The 14,321-nt window shown below is 75.5% G+C and carries 17 protein-coding genes and 1 pseudogene; 10 read left to right on the top strand and 8 right to left on the bottom strand.

Going from position 1 to position 14,321, the window contains the following annotated elements:
- Positions 1–35 precede the first annotated feature (35 nt).
- Positions 36–464: a VOC family protein gene (locus tag ACWIZO_RS19440; RefSeq protein WP_448639285.1), complete on the bottom strand. Its 429-nt coding sequence runs from the start codon at positions 462–464 to the stop codon at positions 36–38.
- A 128-nt stretch (positions 465–592) separates the two neighbouring features.
- Here ACWIZO_RS19440 and ACWIZO_RS19435 point away from each other — a divergent pair, with 128 nt between their 5' ends.
- Together ACWIZO_RS19435 and ACWIZO_RS19430 are read left to right on the top strand one after the other, a co-directional pair.
- Positions 593–952, top strand: a complete 360-nt coding sequence (locus ACWIZO_RS19435) for a carboxymuconolactone decarboxylase family protein (RefSeq protein ID WP_448639284.1) — start codon at positions 593–595, stop codon at positions 950–952.
- Between the two features lie 57 nt (positions 953–1,009).
- The gene (locus tag ACWIZO_RS19430) at positions 1,010–2,005 is read left to right on the top strand and encodes a tellurite resistance/C4-dicarboxylate transporter family protein (protein ID WP_448639283.1); all 996 of its coding nucleotides are present in this window, start codon (positions 1,010–1,012) and stop codon (positions 2,003–2,005) included.
- 36 nt (positions 2,006–2,041) lie between these two features.
- Here the strand turns inward: ACWIZO_RS19430 and ACWIZO_RS19425 are convergent, their stop codons facing one another.
- Complete coding sequence (locus tag ACWIZO_RS19425) at positions 2,042–2,788, bottom strand: HpcH/HpaI aldolase family protein (RefSeq protein ID WP_448639282.1); 747 nt, start codon at positions 2,786–2,788, stop codon at positions 2,042–2,044.
- A gap of 163 nt (positions 2,789–2,951) precedes the next feature.
- Between ACWIZO_RS19425 and ACWIZO_RS19420 the strand changes: the two genes are divergently transcribed.
- Positions 2,952–4,529: an MDR family MFS transporter gene (locus ACWIZO_RS19420; protein WP_448639281.1), complete on the top strand. Its 1,578-nt coding sequence runs from the start codon at positions 2,952–2,954 to the stop codon at positions 4,527–4,529.
- Between the two features lie 22 nt (positions 4,530–4,551).
- Here the strand turns inward: ACWIZO_RS19420 and ACWIZO_RS19415 are convergent, their stop codons facing one another.
- Entirely contained in the window at positions 4,552–4,788 is a 237-nt protein-coding gene (locus ACWIZO_RS19415) for a hypothetical protein (protein WP_448639280.1), read from the bottom strand.
- A gap of 214 nt (positions 4,789–5,002) precedes the next feature.
- Here ACWIZO_RS19415 and ACWIZO_RS19410 point away from each other — a divergent pair, with 214 nt between their 5' ends.
- From ACWIZO_RS19410 to ACWIZO_RS19395, 4 genes are read left to right on the top strand one after another with little or no spacing between them, the layout of a single operon-like run.
- Positions 5,003–5,254: a hypothetical protein gene (locus ACWIZO_RS19410; protein ID WP_446760412.1), complete on the top strand. Its 252-nt coding sequence runs from the start codon at positions 5,003–5,005 to the stop codon at positions 5,252–5,254.
- The gene (locus ACWIZO_RS19405; RefSeq protein WP_448639279.1) at positions 5,251–6,081 is read left to right on the top strand and encodes a hypothetical protein; all 831 of its coding nucleotides are present in this window, start codon (positions 5,251–5,253) and stop codon (positions 6,079–6,081) included. Before ACWIZO_RS19410 ends, ACWIZO_RS19405 begins: the two co-directional genes overlap by 4 nt.
- Positions 6,081–7,877 (top strand): fumarate reductase/succinate dehydrogenase flavoprotein subunit, encoded by a 1,797-nt coding sequence (locus ACWIZO_RS19400; protein WP_448639278.1) that lies wholly within the window; start codon positions 6,081–6,083, stop codon positions 7,875–7,877. Before ACWIZO_RS19405 ends, ACWIZO_RS19400 begins: the two co-directional genes overlap by 1 nt.
- On the top strand, positions 7,874–8,629 hold the full coding sequence (locus ACWIZO_RS19395) for a succinate dehydrogenase/fumarate reductase iron-sulfur subunit (protein WP_448639277.1): 756 nt from the start codon (positions 7,874–7,876) through the stop codon (positions 8,627–8,629). Before ACWIZO_RS19400 ends, ACWIZO_RS19395 begins: the two co-directional genes overlap by 4 nt.
- 39 nt (positions 8,630–8,668) lie before the next feature.
- Here ACWIZO_RS19395 and ACWIZO_RS19390 read toward each other — a convergent pair whose 3' ends face one another.
- From ACWIZO_RS19390 to ACWIZO_RS19370, 5 genes and pseudogenes are all read right to left on the bottom strand, one after another.
- Entirely contained in the window at positions 8,669–9,259 is a 591-nt protein-coding gene (locus ACWIZO_RS19390) for a nitrile hydratase subunit alpha (protein ID WP_448639276.1), read from the bottom strand.
- The gene (locus ACWIZO_RS19385) at positions 9,256–9,534 is read right to left on the bottom strand and encodes an SH3-like domain-containing protein (RefSeq protein WP_448639275.1); all 279 of its coding nucleotides are present in this window, start codon (positions 9,532–9,534) and stop codon (positions 9,256–9,258) included. Before ACWIZO_RS19385 ends, ACWIZO_RS19390 begins: the two co-directional genes overlap by 4 nt.
- Positions 9,527–9,817: a hypothetical protein gene (locus ACWIZO_RS19380; protein ID WP_448639274.1), complete on the bottom strand. Its 291-nt coding sequence runs from the start codon at positions 9,815–9,817 to the stop codon at positions 9,527–9,529. The genes ACWIZO_RS19385 and ACWIZO_RS19380 overlap by 8 nt, the downstream gene beginning before the upstream one ends.
- Positions 9,818–9,826: 9 nt before the next feature.
- A pseudogene (locus ACWIZO_RS19375) lies at positions 9,827–10,360 on the bottom strand (UGSC family (seleno)protein).
- Complete coding sequence (locus ACWIZO_RS19370) at positions 10,357–11,766, bottom strand: thioredoxin family protein (protein ID WP_448639273.1); 1,410 nt, start codon at positions 11,764–11,766, stop codon at positions 10,357–10,359. Before ACWIZO_RS19370 ends, ACWIZO_RS19375 begins: the two are co-directional and overlap by 4 nt.
- A 171-nt stretch (positions 11,767–11,937) precedes the next feature.
- Between ACWIZO_RS19370 and ACWIZO_RS19365 the strand changes: the two genes are divergently transcribed.
- Genes ACWIZO_RS19365 through ACWIZO_RS19355 form a run of 3 tightly spaced genes read left to right on the top strand, consistent with a single transcriptional unit; the run spans position 11,938 to position 14,320 of the window.
- Complete coding sequence (locus tag ACWIZO_RS19365; RefSeq protein WP_448639272.1) at positions 11,938–12,822, top strand: alpha/beta fold hydrolase; 885 nt, start codon at positions 11,938–11,940, stop codon at positions 12,820–12,822.
- 38 nt (positions 12,823–12,860) lie between these two features.
- A complete protein-coding gene (locus tag ACWIZO_RS19360) occupies positions 12,861–14,150 on the top strand; it encodes a glycerophosphodiester phosphodiesterase (protein WP_448639271.1) in 1,290 nt (429 codons plus the stop codon).
- Positions 14,147–14,320, top strand: coding sequence for a hypothetical protein (locus ACWIZO_RS19355; RefSeq protein ID WP_448639270.1), 174 nt, complete (start codon positions 14,147–14,149; stop codon positions 14,318–14,320). The genes ACWIZO_RS19360 and ACWIZO_RS19355 overlap by 4 nt, the downstream gene beginning before the upstream one ends.
- Position 14,321: the final 1 nt, after the last annotated feature.

Raw genomic sequence — 14,321 nt, 5'->3', positions numbered from 1 at the left:
CCGACGACGGTCCCGACGACGGCCCCGACGGGACCTCAGGCGGACGGCGGGGCGAAGAGCTCCAGCGGCAGGCCGTCGGGGTCCTTGAAGGACAACCCCGACCCGTAGGCGGCGTCCACCACCCCGTCGTGCGCGATGCCCAGGGCCTCCAGGCGCCCCGCCCAGGCGTCGAGCCCCTGCCGGTCGGGCACGCCGAACGCGAGGTGGTCCAGGCCGGGACGGCGCGGCGAGTGCGGCAGGTCCTCGATCCCCTCGGGGAACTCGTGCAGGCCGAGCAGGGTCCCGCCGAGTGCGAAGACGACGTGCCGGAACGGTCCGGTGTCCTCGTCGAGCACCGGCTCCGCCCCGACGAGCGCCCGGTACCAGGGGACGCTGACGTCGAGGGAGCGGACGGTCAGCGCCACGTGCGTGATGGGGCCGAGGCCGGGCCCGCCGGCCGATCCGCTCTCCTGCGACATCGTCATCCGTTCCTCTCGTCCGTGTGCGGCGACCGCCACTGACCGCGCGACCGCCCCAGCCTCCACCCTGCGGGCCCGCCCAGGGAAGCGGGCGCCGCCCAGCGCCCACGGCCGGCCGCTGCCACGATGCCGTCATGAGCCACGGCCACGCCGTCCAGGACGAGCTCCGCGAGCCGGCGCGCGCGCTGCGCCGTGCGATCCCCGAGGTCTACGACGGCTACCGCCGGCTGCACGCCGCCGCCTACGCCGCGGGCGCGCTGGACGAGAAGACCAAGGAGCTGATCGCGCTCGCCATCGCGGTCAGCGAGCAGTGCGACGGGTGCATCGCCTCGCACGCCCGCGGTGCCGTCCGCACCGGCGCCACCGAGGCCGAGGTCGCCGAGGCGCTCGGCGTCGCCATCGCGATGAACGGGGGGCCGGGCACCGTCTACGGCCCCCGCGCCTTCGCCGCCTACCGGGAGTTCGCCGAGCAGCCCGGCCCCCGGCAGGGCTGACCGGCGGTCCCCGCGCCGGGAGCGGCCGGCGCGGGGCCGTCCGGGGAGGAGGCGACCGTGGGGAGCCCGTCCGACCGCCGGGGAACGGCGCACCGGGCCCGGCCGCCACGCCGGCGGCCGGCGGTCGGCCTGCCGCCCACCAGCGGGGCGGCGGTGATGAGCACCGGCATCCTGTCGACGGCGGCGCAGTACGCGGGCCTGGGGGCGCTGTCCTGGGTCCTGCTGGTGCTGGCCGTGCTCGCCGGGCTGGTGCTGGGGGCTGCCCTGGTCGGCCGGCTGCTCACCGACCGGTCCGGCTGGCTCGCCGACGCCGCCACGCCGGCCTCGCTGACCGGGGTGGCGGCGACCGCGGTGGTCGGCGGGCGGTTCGCCGCCCTCGGCTGGACGGCCGCCGCGTGGGCGCTGCTGGCCGCCGCCGCGCTGCTGTGGCTGGTCCTGCTGCCGCTCGTGCTGCGGCACTGGCGGGTCCCCACGGTCGGGGCGAGCTTCCTGGTCTGCGTCGCCACGGAGGGGCTGGCCGTGCTGTCGGCGACGCTGGGCGGGGCAACCGGCGCCCGCGCGGCCGTCGTCGCCGGCTGCGCGGCGTTCCTGCTCGGACTCCTCCTCTACGCCGGAGTCGTCGCCCGCTTCCACTGGCGGCAGCTGGCCGTCGGCGCCGGCGACCACTGGGTGGTCGCCGGAGCACTGGCGATCGCCAGCCTGGCCGGGGCGCAGCTGCTGCTCGCGGGAGACCGGCTCGGCCTGCCCGACGGCGTCCGGGCGCCGCTGCGCGTGCTCGACCTGGCCCTCTGGGCCGGCGCGGTGGCCGGCTACGTGGTCCTGCTGGGCTGCGAGCTGCGCTGGCCCCGCCCGCGCTACGACGTCCGCCGGTGGGCCACGGTCTTCCCGATGGGGATGACGACCGCGGCGAGCTCCGCCGTCGCGGCGGCCGACCGGCTGCCGGCGCTCGCCGTCCTGGGGCACGTCCTGCTCTGGCCGGGGCTGGCCGCCTGGGCGCTCGCCGTGGTGGGGGCGACCCGCCGGTGGCTGCGGCGGGTCGGGTCGCACGGCTGAGCCGCACGGACGCGGGCCGCGTCCGGGACCCGGCCCTCAGGGCCGGTCCGGTCCCGACCGGCCGCGGGCGACGCCCAGGTGGTGCGTCACGGCCTCGCCCAGAGCGACGGCGTCGACGGCGACCGTGACGATCGTGGCGCCCTCGGCGGCGTACCCGGCGGCCTCCTCCCCGCTGTAGGCGTGCACCCCGACGGGCACGCCGGCCGCCCGGGCGCGGGCGACGATCGAGGACAGCACGCCGCGCAGCTCCCCGCGGCGCTCGTCGCCGGTCAGCCCCAGGGACAGGGACAGGTCGCCCGGGCCGACGTAGACCCCGTCCAGTCCCTCGACGGCGAGGACGGCGTCGAGGTCGTCGAGCGCGGTCGCGGACTCCACCATCACCACCACCAGCGGCTGGTCGGCGCCGCCGGAGAGCCGCCCGATCGACCGGCTCCCGGCCGGGGCGTACCGGCAGGCGGCGACGACCTCCCGGGCGTGCGCGGCGTCGCGCACGTTGGGCACGACGACGCCCCGGGCGCCCAGGTCGAGCGGGCGGCCGACGTCGGCGAAGGCGGGGCTGCGGGTCCGCACCAGCGGCACCGAGCCCGCCGCGGTGACCGCCGCCGCGACGCCCGGCAGCCCGGCCTCGCCCAGGGCCCCGTGCTGCAGGTCCACGACGACGAAGTCGGGGCCGGTCCGCGCGAGCACCTCGCCGGTCACCGGGCCGGGCAGCAGGCTCCACAGGCCGTGGCACGGCTGTCCGGCCGACCACCGCCGCCGCAGCTCGACCTCGCTCGTCGCCATCCCCGGAGCCACCCCTCCCGCCGGACACCGCCCCGCCGCGCACCGCTCCGGGACGATCCTGCTCGGCGGCTCCCGCCCGCGCGACCGAGACCGCCGGCGCCGCGCGCGGGGAGGCACCCCGCGCCCCGGGAATGCGCCGCGGCGGCCGGGGTTGGTGCTCGGCGTGACCACCGTGACCCGCGCGTCGGTCGGGCTGCGCTCCGAGCGCGGACCCGTGCTCGGAGCGGTGATGCTCAGCACCGCCCTCATCGCCCTGGACAGCACCATCATCGCGACGGCCGTCCCCGCCGTCGTCGACGACCTCGGCGGCTTCAGCCAGTTCCCGTGGCTGTTCAGCGTGTACCTGCTCACCCAGGCGGTGACCGTCCCCGTCTACGGCAAGCTCGCCGACGTCTACGGCCGCAAGCCCGTGCTGCTGTTCGGCATCGCGGTGTTCGTCGCCGCGTCGCTGTTCTGCGGCCTCGCCTGGTCGATGCCGGCGCTCGTGATCGGGCGGGCGCTGCAGGGGATCGGCGCCGGCGCCGTCCAGCCGATCGGCATGACCGTCATCGGCGACATCTACACCGTCGAGGAGCGCGCGCGGGTCCAGGGCTACCTCGCGTCGGTGTGGGGCGTGTCCTCGATGCTGGGCCCGACGCTCGGCGGCGTGTTCAGCGACTACCTGTCCTGGCGCTGGATCTTCCTGATCAACCTGCCGCTGGGCGCGCTCGCGCTGGTCGCGCTGTCCCGCCGGTTCACCGAGCGGGTCGAGCGCCGGCAGCACCGGCTCGACGTCGCGGGCGCCGTGCTCCTCTCGGTCGGCTGCTCGCTGCTCATCCTGGGCCTGCTCGAGGGCGGCAGCGCCTGGGCGTGGGGGTCGGGCACCTCGGTCGCCGTCCTCGCCACGGCAGTCGTGCTGCTGGCCGCCTTCGCCGTCGTCGAGCGGCGCGCGGCGGAGCCGGTGCTGCCGCTGTGGGTGCTGCGCCGCCGCATCCTGCTGACCGGCAACGTGGCCGCGCTGGGGCTCGGCGCGCTGCTCATCGGGCTGAGCTCCTACCTGCCGACGTGGGCGCAGAGCGTGCTGGGTGCCAGCGCGCTCGAGGCCGGTTTCGCGCTCGCCGCGCTGACCCTCGGCTGGCCGGTCGCGGCCAGCCAGGCCGGCCGGCTCTACCTGCGCATCGGCTTCCGGAACACCGCGCTCATCGGCGTCGCCCTCGCCGTCCTGGGGACGACGGGGACGGCGCTGCTCGGGCAGCACGCGCGGCTGTGGCAGGTGGGCGCGTGGATGTTCGTCACCGGCGCGGGCCTGGGGCTCTCGTCCTCCCCGCTCATCGTCGCGGTGCAGTCGGTCGTCGGCTGGGACCGGCGCGGGGTGGTCACCGCCACGAACATGTTCTCCCGGTCGATCGGGTCGGCGGTCGGCGCCGCGGTGTTCGGCGCGATCGCGAACACCACGCTGGCCGCTCGCTTCGCCGCGCCGCCGGCCGGCCTGGACGGCGAGGTCCCCACCGACGTCGACAGCACGACCGCCGCCCTCTCCCAGGGCGGCGCCGTGGCGCAGTACGCCCGGGAGAGCCTGCACGCGGCCTCGCACGGTGTGTTCGTCGCGACGGCGGTCACCGCCGTGGTGATCGCGGTCGCCGTGACGGCCATGCCGCGGCGGACCGAACCGCTCCGCTTCGACGACGACGAGCCGGGCACGGACGACGCGGGAGCCGGCCGCCCCGGCCTCCCGGACGACCGTCACCCCCCGACGGGCTGACGACGACGGACCGTCCCGTCGTTCAGTCCTCCTGCTGCCCGTCCTCCTGCAGCGCGGCCGCCCGCCGCTCCGCGCCGGTCTCCCCCGCGTAGCCGACGTCCTGGCCGGCCACCCGTCCGACGAAGGTCTCCGCGGAGCCCGTGCCCGTCGTGGTGTCCGCGTCGGGCCCCTCACCGGCGCCGCCCCCGGTGGCACGCGACAGCGCCTGCGCGTCGTCGCGGTCGACGTCGTCCTCGCCCGGTCGTGGGTCTGGCTGCATGACTGGTCCTCCGTGGAACTGGTGCTCCGTGTCCTCCGGCGGTGCCGGCGAGCAGCGATGCCGCCGTGCCGGACGTGCCCGGCCCCGGCGCCCACGACACCTCCCCGCACGACGGCCGGGTACCGGCGCACAGCCCCCTTTCCACGGCTCCGCGTCCGTGGTCGACTTCCTCCCCCGGTCCCCCCGGCGGCGTCTGCATGGTGTGGAGGCGACGATGTCCCTGGAACAGGACGTGGCGGCGGCTCGCGGAGCGGTGGACGCCCTCGAGCGGGCGTGCGCACCGTTGAGCAGACACTTCGGTGACACCGTGGACGCGCGGCGGCTGAGGGCCGACGTCGCGCGGCTGCGCGACGACATCGACCTGCTGTGCGGCGCGCGGGCCCGCGCGGCGTACGAGCCGTTCGCGACCGTTTACGGCGACGGCGACGACGAGGGCATCGGCGGGTCGGGCCGCACGCGCCGGTGACCACCACCGCGCCACGCGGGACCGGGTCGGTCTCCCCCGGGCACGGCAACGGCGCGCCGGCTCCGCGACGGGCGGCGATCGCGGCGCGGACGCTGCGCACCGACCGCTGGTGGGTCCAGCCCGCGGTCACCGTCCTGGCGCTGGTGCTGTTCGTCGTCTACTCGTCATTCCGGGCCTTCCAGAACGCGCACTACTCCGCCGAGCCCTACATCTCGCCGTTCTACTCGCCGTGCCTCACGACGGCCTGCGAGGGCGACACCTTCCCGGAGCTGTTCACCGGGCCGGCCTGGATCTCGCCGGCGATCTACATCCTGGTCGTGCCGCTGGGCTTCCGGCTGACCTGCTACTACTACCGGAAGGCCTACTACCGGTCGTTCTGGCTGTCCCCACCGGCCTGCGCGGTGGCCGAGCCGCACCGGCGGTACACGGGTGAGACGCGGCTGCCGCTGATCGGGCAGAACGTGCACCGCTACTTCTTCTACCTGGGGCTGCTGTTCAACGTCGTCCTCACCTACGACGCCGTCCTCGCCTTCCGCGACGAGACCGGGGCGTGGGGGCACATGGGTCTCGGCACGCTGGTGCTGCTCGCGAACGCCGCCCTCCTGTGGCTGTACTCGCTGTCGTGCCACTCGTGCCGGCACGTCGTCGGCGGCCGGCTCAACTCCTTCTCCCGGCACCCCCTGCGGTACCGGTTCTGGACGCTGGTCTCGAGGCTGAACGCCCACCACATGCGGTACGCCTGGATCTCGCTGTTCGGCGTCGCGTTCGCCGACTTCTACGTCCTGCTGCTCGCCACCGACACGATCTCCGACCTGAGGTTCTTCTGATGGATCTCGAGAGGCACGAGTACGACGTCGTCGTCGTCGGGGCGGGAGGCGCGGGGCTGCGCGCCGCGATCGAGGCCTGCGAGTCGGGAGCGCGCACCGCCGTCGTGTGCAAGTCGCTGCTCGGCAAGGCGCACACGGTCATGGCGGAGGGCGGCATCGCGGCGGCGATGGCCAACCTCTACCCCGAGGACAACTGGCGGGTGCACTTCCGCGACACCATGCGCGGGGGGAAGATGCTCAACCACTGGCGCATGGCCCAGCTGCACGCCCAGGAGGCGCCGGACCGGGTCCGCGAGCTGGAGGACTGGGGCGCCCTGTTCGACCGCACGCCCGACGGGCTGATCAGCCAGCGAGACTTCGGTGGGCACCGCTACGCCCGCCTCGCGCACGTCGGTGACCGCACCGGCCTGGAACTGATCCGGACGCTGCAGCAGCGCACGGTGGCCCTCGGCATCGACGTGTACATGGAGTGCACGGTCACCCGGCTCCTGACCGACCACGAGGGGATCACCGGCGCCTTCGGGTACTGGCGCGAGTCGGGGCGCTTCGTCGCCTGGCAGGCGCCGTCGGTCGTGCTCGCCACCGGCGGCATCGGCAAGTCCTACAAGGTCACCTCGAACTCCTGGGAGTACACCGGCGACGGGCACTCCCTGGCTCTGCAGGCCGGCGCGACGCTGGTGAACATGGAGTTCGTCCAGTTCCACCCGACGGGGATGGTCTGGCCGCCGTCGGTGCGCGGCATCCTCGTCACCGAGAGCGTGCGCGGTGACGGCGGCGTCCTCCGGAACTCCGCGGGCAACCGCTTCATGTTCGACTACATCCCCGACTTCTTCCGCAAGGAGACCGCGGAGACCGAGGACGAGGCCGACCGCTGGTACGACGACAAGAGGAACAACCGGCGCCCACCTGAGCTGCTCCCTCGTGACGAGGTCGCCCGCGCGATCAACAGCGAGGTCAAGGCCGGCCGCGGCACCCCGCACGGCGGGGTCTTCCTCGACATCGCCTCCCGCCGTCCCGCGGACTACATCCGCAAGCGGCTGCCCTCGATGTACCACCAGTTCCGGGAGCTCGCCGAGGTCGACATCACGGCCGAGGCGATGGAGGTCGGGCCCACCTGCCACTACGTGATGGGCGGGGTGGAGGTCGACCCCGACACCCAGGCGGCCCGCGTGCCGGGCCTGTTCGCGGCCGGCGAGGTGTCCGGCGGCATGCACGGGTCCAACCGGCTCGGCGGCAACTCGCTGTCCGACCTGCTGGTGTTCGGACGCCGGGCCGGGCTCGCCGCCGCCGAGCACGCCCGGACGCGCACGGGCCGGGTCGCGCTCCCCGACGACGCGCTGGCCGACGCCGCGCGGGCGGCCCTGGCGCCGTTCGAGCGGGAGGGCGGCGAGAACCCCTACGCCGTCCAGCACGACCTGCAGCAGACGATGCACGACCTCGTCGGCATCATCCGCACCGCACCGGAGATGGAGCAGGCACTCGAGCGCATCGCCGCGCTCCGGCAGCGGGTGGCCGACCTGTCGGTCGAGGGACACCGGCAGTACAACCCCGGCTGGCACCTGGCCCTCGACCTGCCGCACATGCTCCTGGTCAGCGAGTGCATCGCCCGCGCCGCCCTGGCACGGGAGGAGAGCCGGGGCGGGCACACCCGCGACGACTTCCCGGCCACCGACCCGGAGTGGGCCAGGACGAACCTGGTCTGCGCCCGCGCCGCTGACGGCTCCGTCGCGCTGACCCGGCAACCGCTGCCCCAGATGCCGCCGGAGCTCGCCGAGGTCTTCGAGGAGTCGGCATGACCTACGACGCCACGTTCCGGGTGTGGCGGGGGGACGCCTCCGGCGGGGACCTGCAGACCTTCACCGTGGCGGTCAACGAGGGGGAGGTGGTGCTCGACGTCATCCACCGGCTGCAGGCCACGCAGGCCGGCGACCTCGCCGTCCGGTGGAACTGCAAGGCCGGCAAGTGCGGATCGTGCAGCGCGGAGGTCAACGGGCGCCCGCGGCTGATGTGCATGACCCGGATGAGCACGTTCGGTGAGGCCGAGACGGTGACCGTCACCCCGCTGCGGACGTTCCCCGTCATCCGCGACCTGGTCACCGACGTGTCGTTCAACTACGAGAAGGCCGCGCGGATCCCGGCGTTCACCCCGCGGCCGCGGGAGGCCGACGGCAACCACCGGGTGCAGCAGGTCGACGTCGAGCGGTCGCAGGAGTTCCGCAAGTGCATCGAGTGCTGGCTGTGCCAGGACACCTGCCACGTCATCCGCGACCACGAGGAGAACAAGGAGGCCTTCGCCGGACCCCGCTTCCTCATCCGGCTGGCCGAGCTGGACATGCACCCGCTGGACGTCCTGGACCGCCGGGACGCCGCGCAGGACGAGTTCGGGCTCGGCTACTGCAACATCACCAAGTGCTGCAGCGAGGTCTGCCCGGAGGGCATCCACCTCACCGACAACGGCATCATCCCGCTCAAGGAACGGGTGGTGGACCGCAGGTACGACCCCCTCACCTGGCTGGGGTCGAAGATCGGGCGGCGGCCCCGGACCTGACGCCGGCGGGGCGGGCCGCGGTCAGACCAGGGCCCGCGATCAGACGAGGGCGGTGCCGATGAGTCCCTTGCGGGTGACCAGGGCGGCGAGCCGTTCCTCCGGGAGCTGCTCGGTACCGGCCGGACGGCGCGGCAGCACCATGTACCGCGACTCGGCGCTGGCGTCCCACACCGAGATGCGGGTCCGCTCCGGCAGCTCGAGGCCGAACTCGCGCAGCACGCCGCGGGGGTCGCGCACCACCCGCGAGCGGTAGGCCTCGCTCTTGTACCACCCGGGCGAGGGCCCCAGCAGCGCGATCGGGTAGCAGGAGCACAGCGTGCAGACCACGACGTTGTGCTCCGCCTCGGTGTTGGCGACGACCTTCAGTCGCTGCTCCTGCAGGCCGCCGGCCATCGACAGCCCGAGCTCGCGGATCGCGCTGTTGGCGTCGGCCAGCAGGCGGTCGGCGAAGCCCGGGTCCGCCCAGGCGCGGGCGGCGATCCGGGCGCCGTTGGCCGGTGTGCCGCCGGCGAGGAACTCGTCGATCCGGCGGTCGATCTCGCCGTCGTCGAGCAGGCCCCGGCTCTCCAGCAGGGCCTCCACGTGGCGCACCCGCGCCGAGACGAGCGAGCTGGGGTGGTCACCGCTCACGGGTCCTCCTCGATCGGGGTCAGGTAGTCGGCCCACAGCTCCACGGTCACCGTGTGGTCCCCCGAGCCGAACAGGTCGGCGGCGGCGAACTGCACGTGCCACACCTGCTGCGGGGCGCCGGCGCGGCCGCGGGCCCGGTCGTCGGCCAGCGGGTGCCTGCCCGCCTCCTCCACGAGCACGCCGACGGCGCCGCGCGCGTAGCGGGGCAGGCGGGTGTGCCCGGCGGGGTCGGTCGTACGGGTGCGCACCCGCACGCCGGGGGCGAGCTCAGCCACGCGGCGGTTCCAGCTCGTCGGCGGACGCCACGCCCTTCTCCGCCAGCAGCGTGGTGATCGCGGTGAACCAGCGCTCGTAGTAGGAGGCGGCGAGGTACTCCTCCGGCGGCATCCGCTCGATGGCGTCCCGGAACTCGTCGAGGTTGTAGACGCCCCGCTTGATCAGCGCGCCGTTGAGGGCGAGGACGTGGGCCTCCCAGTCGGCGTGGAAGGGCGGCTCCTCGGCCTCCTCGACGATCGCCGGGAAACCGGACATCCCGCCGACGTCGTTGATGCGGCTCACCGGCCCTTCCTACCGTGCCGGCGGCGGCGGGCGCACCGTGACGGCGGCGAGCACCGCCGGGTACGCCCGGTCGGCCACGGCCCGCAGCTCGGCGTCCGTACGGTCCTGCACGGGGTGCGGGACCAGGACGCAGGGCGCGGGGAAGCCCAGCGCCTCACCCTGGAGCCGGGCGGCGTCGGCGAACGCCTCGCTGGCGAGGAACACCCCCACGACGCCGCGGCGCTCGAGGTCGGCGATGTCGTGCACACTGCACGACGTGCACGAGCCCTAGTCGGCCAGTGCCTCGATCACGACCTCGCACTGCTCGGCGATCTCGTGTCGCAGGTCGACCGGGGCGGTCCGGGCGAATGTCGGCTTGGCGTAGCGGCGCACCGTCGCACCGTCCTCGCGCAGCAGCTCGGCGAGGCGGTCAAGGACGACGTCCCCGCGCGCCTTGCTGATGTCGAGCAGGCCGACGGTGCGGCCGCGCAGCGAGGCGGGGCGGGGCAGCGGGGCCCGGGACGGCGCCCGCTGCTCGCCGGTCGGGTCCAGGACGGTCGTCATGCGCCCACCTCTCGGGTCACCGGGACACTCCCCGTCTCGCCTGCCACCCAACCGCCGAGGACGGCACTGAACAGCCCGGCGTCGCCGCCGGCGTGCACCACGAGCAACCCGCCGGGCCGGAACTTGGGCAGGGACCGGCTGCCCAGCGCGGCGGCGGCGTCCTCGGGGATGCCCTCGGCCATGCCGCCGGCCCCGCGGACCAGCTCGGCCGCGGGCAGGGCGAGCAGCTCCTCCAGCTCGGCCAGCAGCCGGGCGCGGTCCCAGCCGGCCTCGCGGAACACCCGCCCGTGCTCGGGCGAGACGACGAGCACCGCGTCGAAGGCCAGCGGCAGCTTCGGGTGCGCGTTCACCCGCAGGCAGGCCGCGAAGCTGCGGGCCAGCGACCCGGGGTCGCGGCTGAGCTGGTCGACCACCGGCTGCACGCCGGAGCCGGCGACGACGGTCACCGCGTCGCCGGGCACACCGCGCTCGGCCGCCAGCGGCAGGAACGGGCTGTCGTGCTCGCGCTCGGCGAAGCAGCAGGTGTACTTGCCGGGGTTGCCGAGCGTCGCCCGGTCGACCTCGCCGGGACGGCCGCCCCCGACGTTGCGCACCACCAGCTGCAGCGCCCGGCCGATCGTGGCGTTCGCGCGGTTGCCCTGCCCGAGGGCGTTGACGCCGCTGTTCATCCCGATCCGGGCCGCGACCCGCCCGTTGACGACCACGACCGGGCCGGCGAAGTACGTCGTGGCCAGCAGCCCGTGCAGCGCGAACTCCTCCGCGCACGCCGCCTCGAGCGCGGCCAGGACCACCGGCAGGTGCTCCGGCAGGCAGCCGGCCATCACCGCGTTCACCGCGACCTTCTCGACCGTGCACTCGACCAGGTCCGGGGGCACGACGGCGACCACCTCGCCGGGGTCGCGCACGGTGCCGCGCAGCATCCGCAGCACCCGCTCGGGCGTCGGCGGGACGACCGGCAGCCCGTCGGTCCAGCCCCGGTCGAACAGCGCCTCGTGCTCGTCCTCCAGCGCGGCGAGCTCGACCCGCCGGCTGCGCAGCCCGGTGCCGCCGTAGCGGGCCTCGAGGGCGTCGATCCGGAAGGGGTCGACCGACAGGGAGCCGCAGCCGGGCCGGTGCTCGGGCAGGTCCGGCCCCAGCCCGGGCACACCGGTCAGCGCCTCCCACTGCTCCCGGCTCCACCCGACCACCCGCGCCGTCTCCCGCCCGTCCTCGATCCGCAGCAGGGTCGGGACGGTCTCGACCTCCAGGCGGTAGGAGAGCTCGAGGTCGGTGTCGTCGCCGTCGAACCACGAGGCGTCGTCCTGGCACCACACGGCGGCGCCGAGCCCGCGCAGCACCGGCTCCACCAGCACGCAGGTGGGGCAGTCGCGCTTGACCACCGCGACGAGACCGTCGGGGAGCTGCACCGTCGCGACGTTAGCCCACCCGGCCCCGGGCCGGCAGCGGTCGGAGCGGCAGCGGACCGCTGCTCCGCCTGGCGGGCCCGGCCGTGGGAGCGGACACCCACCCCGCGCGGCGCCCCGCACGGCGGCGACGGATGATCGGCGGGCCGTCCGGCCACGTCCGAGGAGCCGCCGATGTCCTGCCCCGCGACCGAGCCCGCCGCGGCGCCCGCCTGGTTCGAGGAGGCACTCGCCGCGACGCCGGTGCGGCGGGTGGCCGAGGTCGACGGGAGGCCGATCGCCTACCGGGTGTGGGGGGAGGCCGGGCGGCCCGGTCTCGTGCTGGTCCACGGCGGCGCCGCGCACTCGGGCTGGTGGGACCACATCGCCCCGCAGCTGCACTCGCACCGGGTCGTGGCGCTGGACCTGAGCGGGCACGGCGACAGCGGCCGGCGCCCGGCCTACGACATGGAGACGTGGGCCCGCGAGGTGGTGGCCGTGGCCGCGGCCGAGGACCTCGAGCGGCCCGTCGTCCTGGGCCACAGCATGGGCGGCTGGGTCGCCCTCACCGTCGGGGTGGGGCACCCGGGCGCGGTCTCCGCCGTCGCGGTCGTCGACTCCCCCCTCGTCGCGCGGCCACCGGAGGAGGAGCGGCTGCGCGAGCGGCGGCGCCCCTCCCGGTCCTACGCCACCGCGGAGGAGGCGGTCGCCCGCTTCCGCACCGTCCCGCACCAGGACGTGCTGCTCCCCTACGTCCGGGAGCACGTCGCCCGGAACTCGCTGCGCCGGGTCGAGGACGGGTGGAGCTGGAAGTTCGACCCGCAGCTGTGGGGCCGGCCACCTGCGCTGACCGAGCTCCTGCCGCGGCTGACCTGCCCGGCGGCGCTGTTCCGGTGCGAGAAGGGACTGGTCGGCCGGCGGATGGCGGCCGAGATGGCCGGGCTCGTCGCCGGCGGCCTGCCGGTCGTCGAGCTCCCGGACGCCGGTCACCACCCGGTGTTCGACCAGCCGCTCGCCCTCGTGACCGGCATCCGGACCCTGCTCGCGTTCTGGCCCCACGGCGGCCCGGCCCGGCGCTGACCGGGCGCGGCCACCCCGGCGCGGACGTAGGGTTCCGCGTGGACTTCGCCGACCTGACCCGGCCGTTCGTCATCGCCCACCGCGGCGGGGCCGTGCAGGTGCCCGAGCACACGATGGAGGGCTACCGGGTCGCGGTGGGCCAGGGGCTGCCGGTCATCGAGCAGGACGTCGCCACCCTCGCCGACGGGGGGCTCGGCGTCATGCACGACGGCACCGTCGACCGCACGACCACCTCCAGCGGCAACGTCGCCGACCACACCTCGGTGTCGTGGAAGCAGCTCGACATCGACGCCTCGGTCACCCTCGGCGGCGGCTGGCCCGACGGGCTGCACCCCCCGCTGTTCGACGAGGTGCTCACCGAGTTCGGCAACCGCGTCCTGCTCTGCGCCGAGGCCAAGAGCAGCGACGCGATGGCCCCGATGCTCGCCGCCCTCGATCGACGCGGGGTCCGCCCGGCGTCGGTGCTGCTGCAGTCCTACGCCCTGGCCGACTGCCGGCTGGCCCGCTCCCGCGGGTGGGACGTCATCTGGCTCGGCACCACCGACGCCGCCCGGGCCGCGGCCGAGGGGATCGGCTGGATCGGCCCGGAGGCGGGCTCGGTCACCGCGGAGGTCTGCGCGCGGGCGCACGGGGCCGGCGTCGAGGTGGCCACCCACACGGTCAACCGCCGGCACCACCGGGACGCCCTCGTCGCCGACGGCGTGGACGCGCTCTTCTCCGACGACCCGGTCTACGTCGCGGGGGACGCCGGGCGGCGCACCTCGGACCTGTTCGCCCGCCAGGTCTGGCTGCCCGGGATGCTGCCGGACACCGACCGCGGCCAGTTCCACCCGGACGACCCCTCGTGGGGCTGCGGCGCACCCGACACCACCACCTGCACCCTGATGGGCTTCCTCGCACCGCCGGACCCCGCGGCGTTCACGCTGTCCCTCGACCTCCGCGTGGACGCCCCCGACGCCGCCGACCGCACCTGCTGCGGGTGGGTGCTGCTGAGCACCGACGACCACCCGTACCGGCCGCCGTCCGGTCCGTCACCCGGCGTCGACGGCTACCTCGTCGGCCTCCGCGGGGACGGCGGCCTCGACGTCCACCGGGTCACCGACGGCGTCCCCACCCCGCTGGCGTCCTCGGCGCCGGGCACGGCCCCGCGGCCGGGCGCCTGGGTGCCGCTGCGGATCGCCGTCACCGGCTCGGCGCTCACCGTCAGCCGCGCGGACGCCGACGGCGGGACCCTGACCGTCGTGGACACCACCCACCGGCCCGTGCCCGTCGTCCACCTCGGCGGCACGTCCGCCGCGGTCCGCTTCCGGGACCTGGTGCTCACGTGAGCGACCCGCGCGAGCGCCCCGGCCACGGCCCCGCCGACCCGGTCGGCTACCTGGTCGAGGAGACCCCCGACGGCTACCGGTGGACGCGGCGCGCCGACGGCCGGACCGCCGGACCGTTCCCCAGTCGCGACGAGGCCGTCGCCTCCGCCGAGGCCGACCGCACCGCCTGAT

Source organism: Geodermatophilus sp. URMC 63, from assembly GCF_053502565.1.
Note: the sequence above shows the minus strand (reverse complement) of the source record. Positions and strands in the feature narration are given on the sequence as shown.

Bases quoted from the DNA above. Each gene is read 5' to 3' on its own strand.
- ACWIZO_RS19440 (WP_448639285.1), bottom strand. From the start codon at position 464: ATGACGATGTCGCAGGAGAGCGGATCGGCCGGCGGGCCCGGCCTCGGC.
- ACWIZO_RS19435 (WP_448639284.1), top strand. From the start codon at position 593: ATGAGCCACGGCCACGCCGTCCAGGACGAGCTCCGCGAGCCGGCGCGC.
- ACWIZO_RS19425 (WP_448639282.1), bottom strand. From the start codon at position 2,788: ATGGCGACGAGCGAGGTCGAGCTGCGGCGGCGGTGGTCGGCCGGACAG.
- ACWIZO_RS19415 (WP_448639280.1), bottom strand. From the start codon at position 4,788: ATGCAGCCAGACCCACGACCGGGCGAGGACGACGTCGACCGCGACGAC.
- ACWIZO_RS19410 (WP_446760412.1), top strand. From the start codon at position 5,003: ATGTCCCTGGAACAGGACGTGGCGGCGGCTCGCGGAGCGGTGGACGCC.
- ACWIZO_RS19400 (WP_448639278.1), top strand. From the start codon at position 6,081: ATGGATCTCGAGAGGCACGAGTACGACGTCGTCGTCGTCGGGGCGGGA.
- ACWIZO_RS19395 (WP_448639277.1), top strand. From the start codon at position 7,874: ATGACCTACGACGCCACGTTCCGGGTGTGGCGGGGGGACGCCTCCGGC.
- ACWIZO_RS19365 (WP_448639272.1), top strand. From the start codon at position 11,938: ATGTCCTGCCCCGCGACCGAGCCCGCCGCGGCGCCCGCCTGGTTCGAG.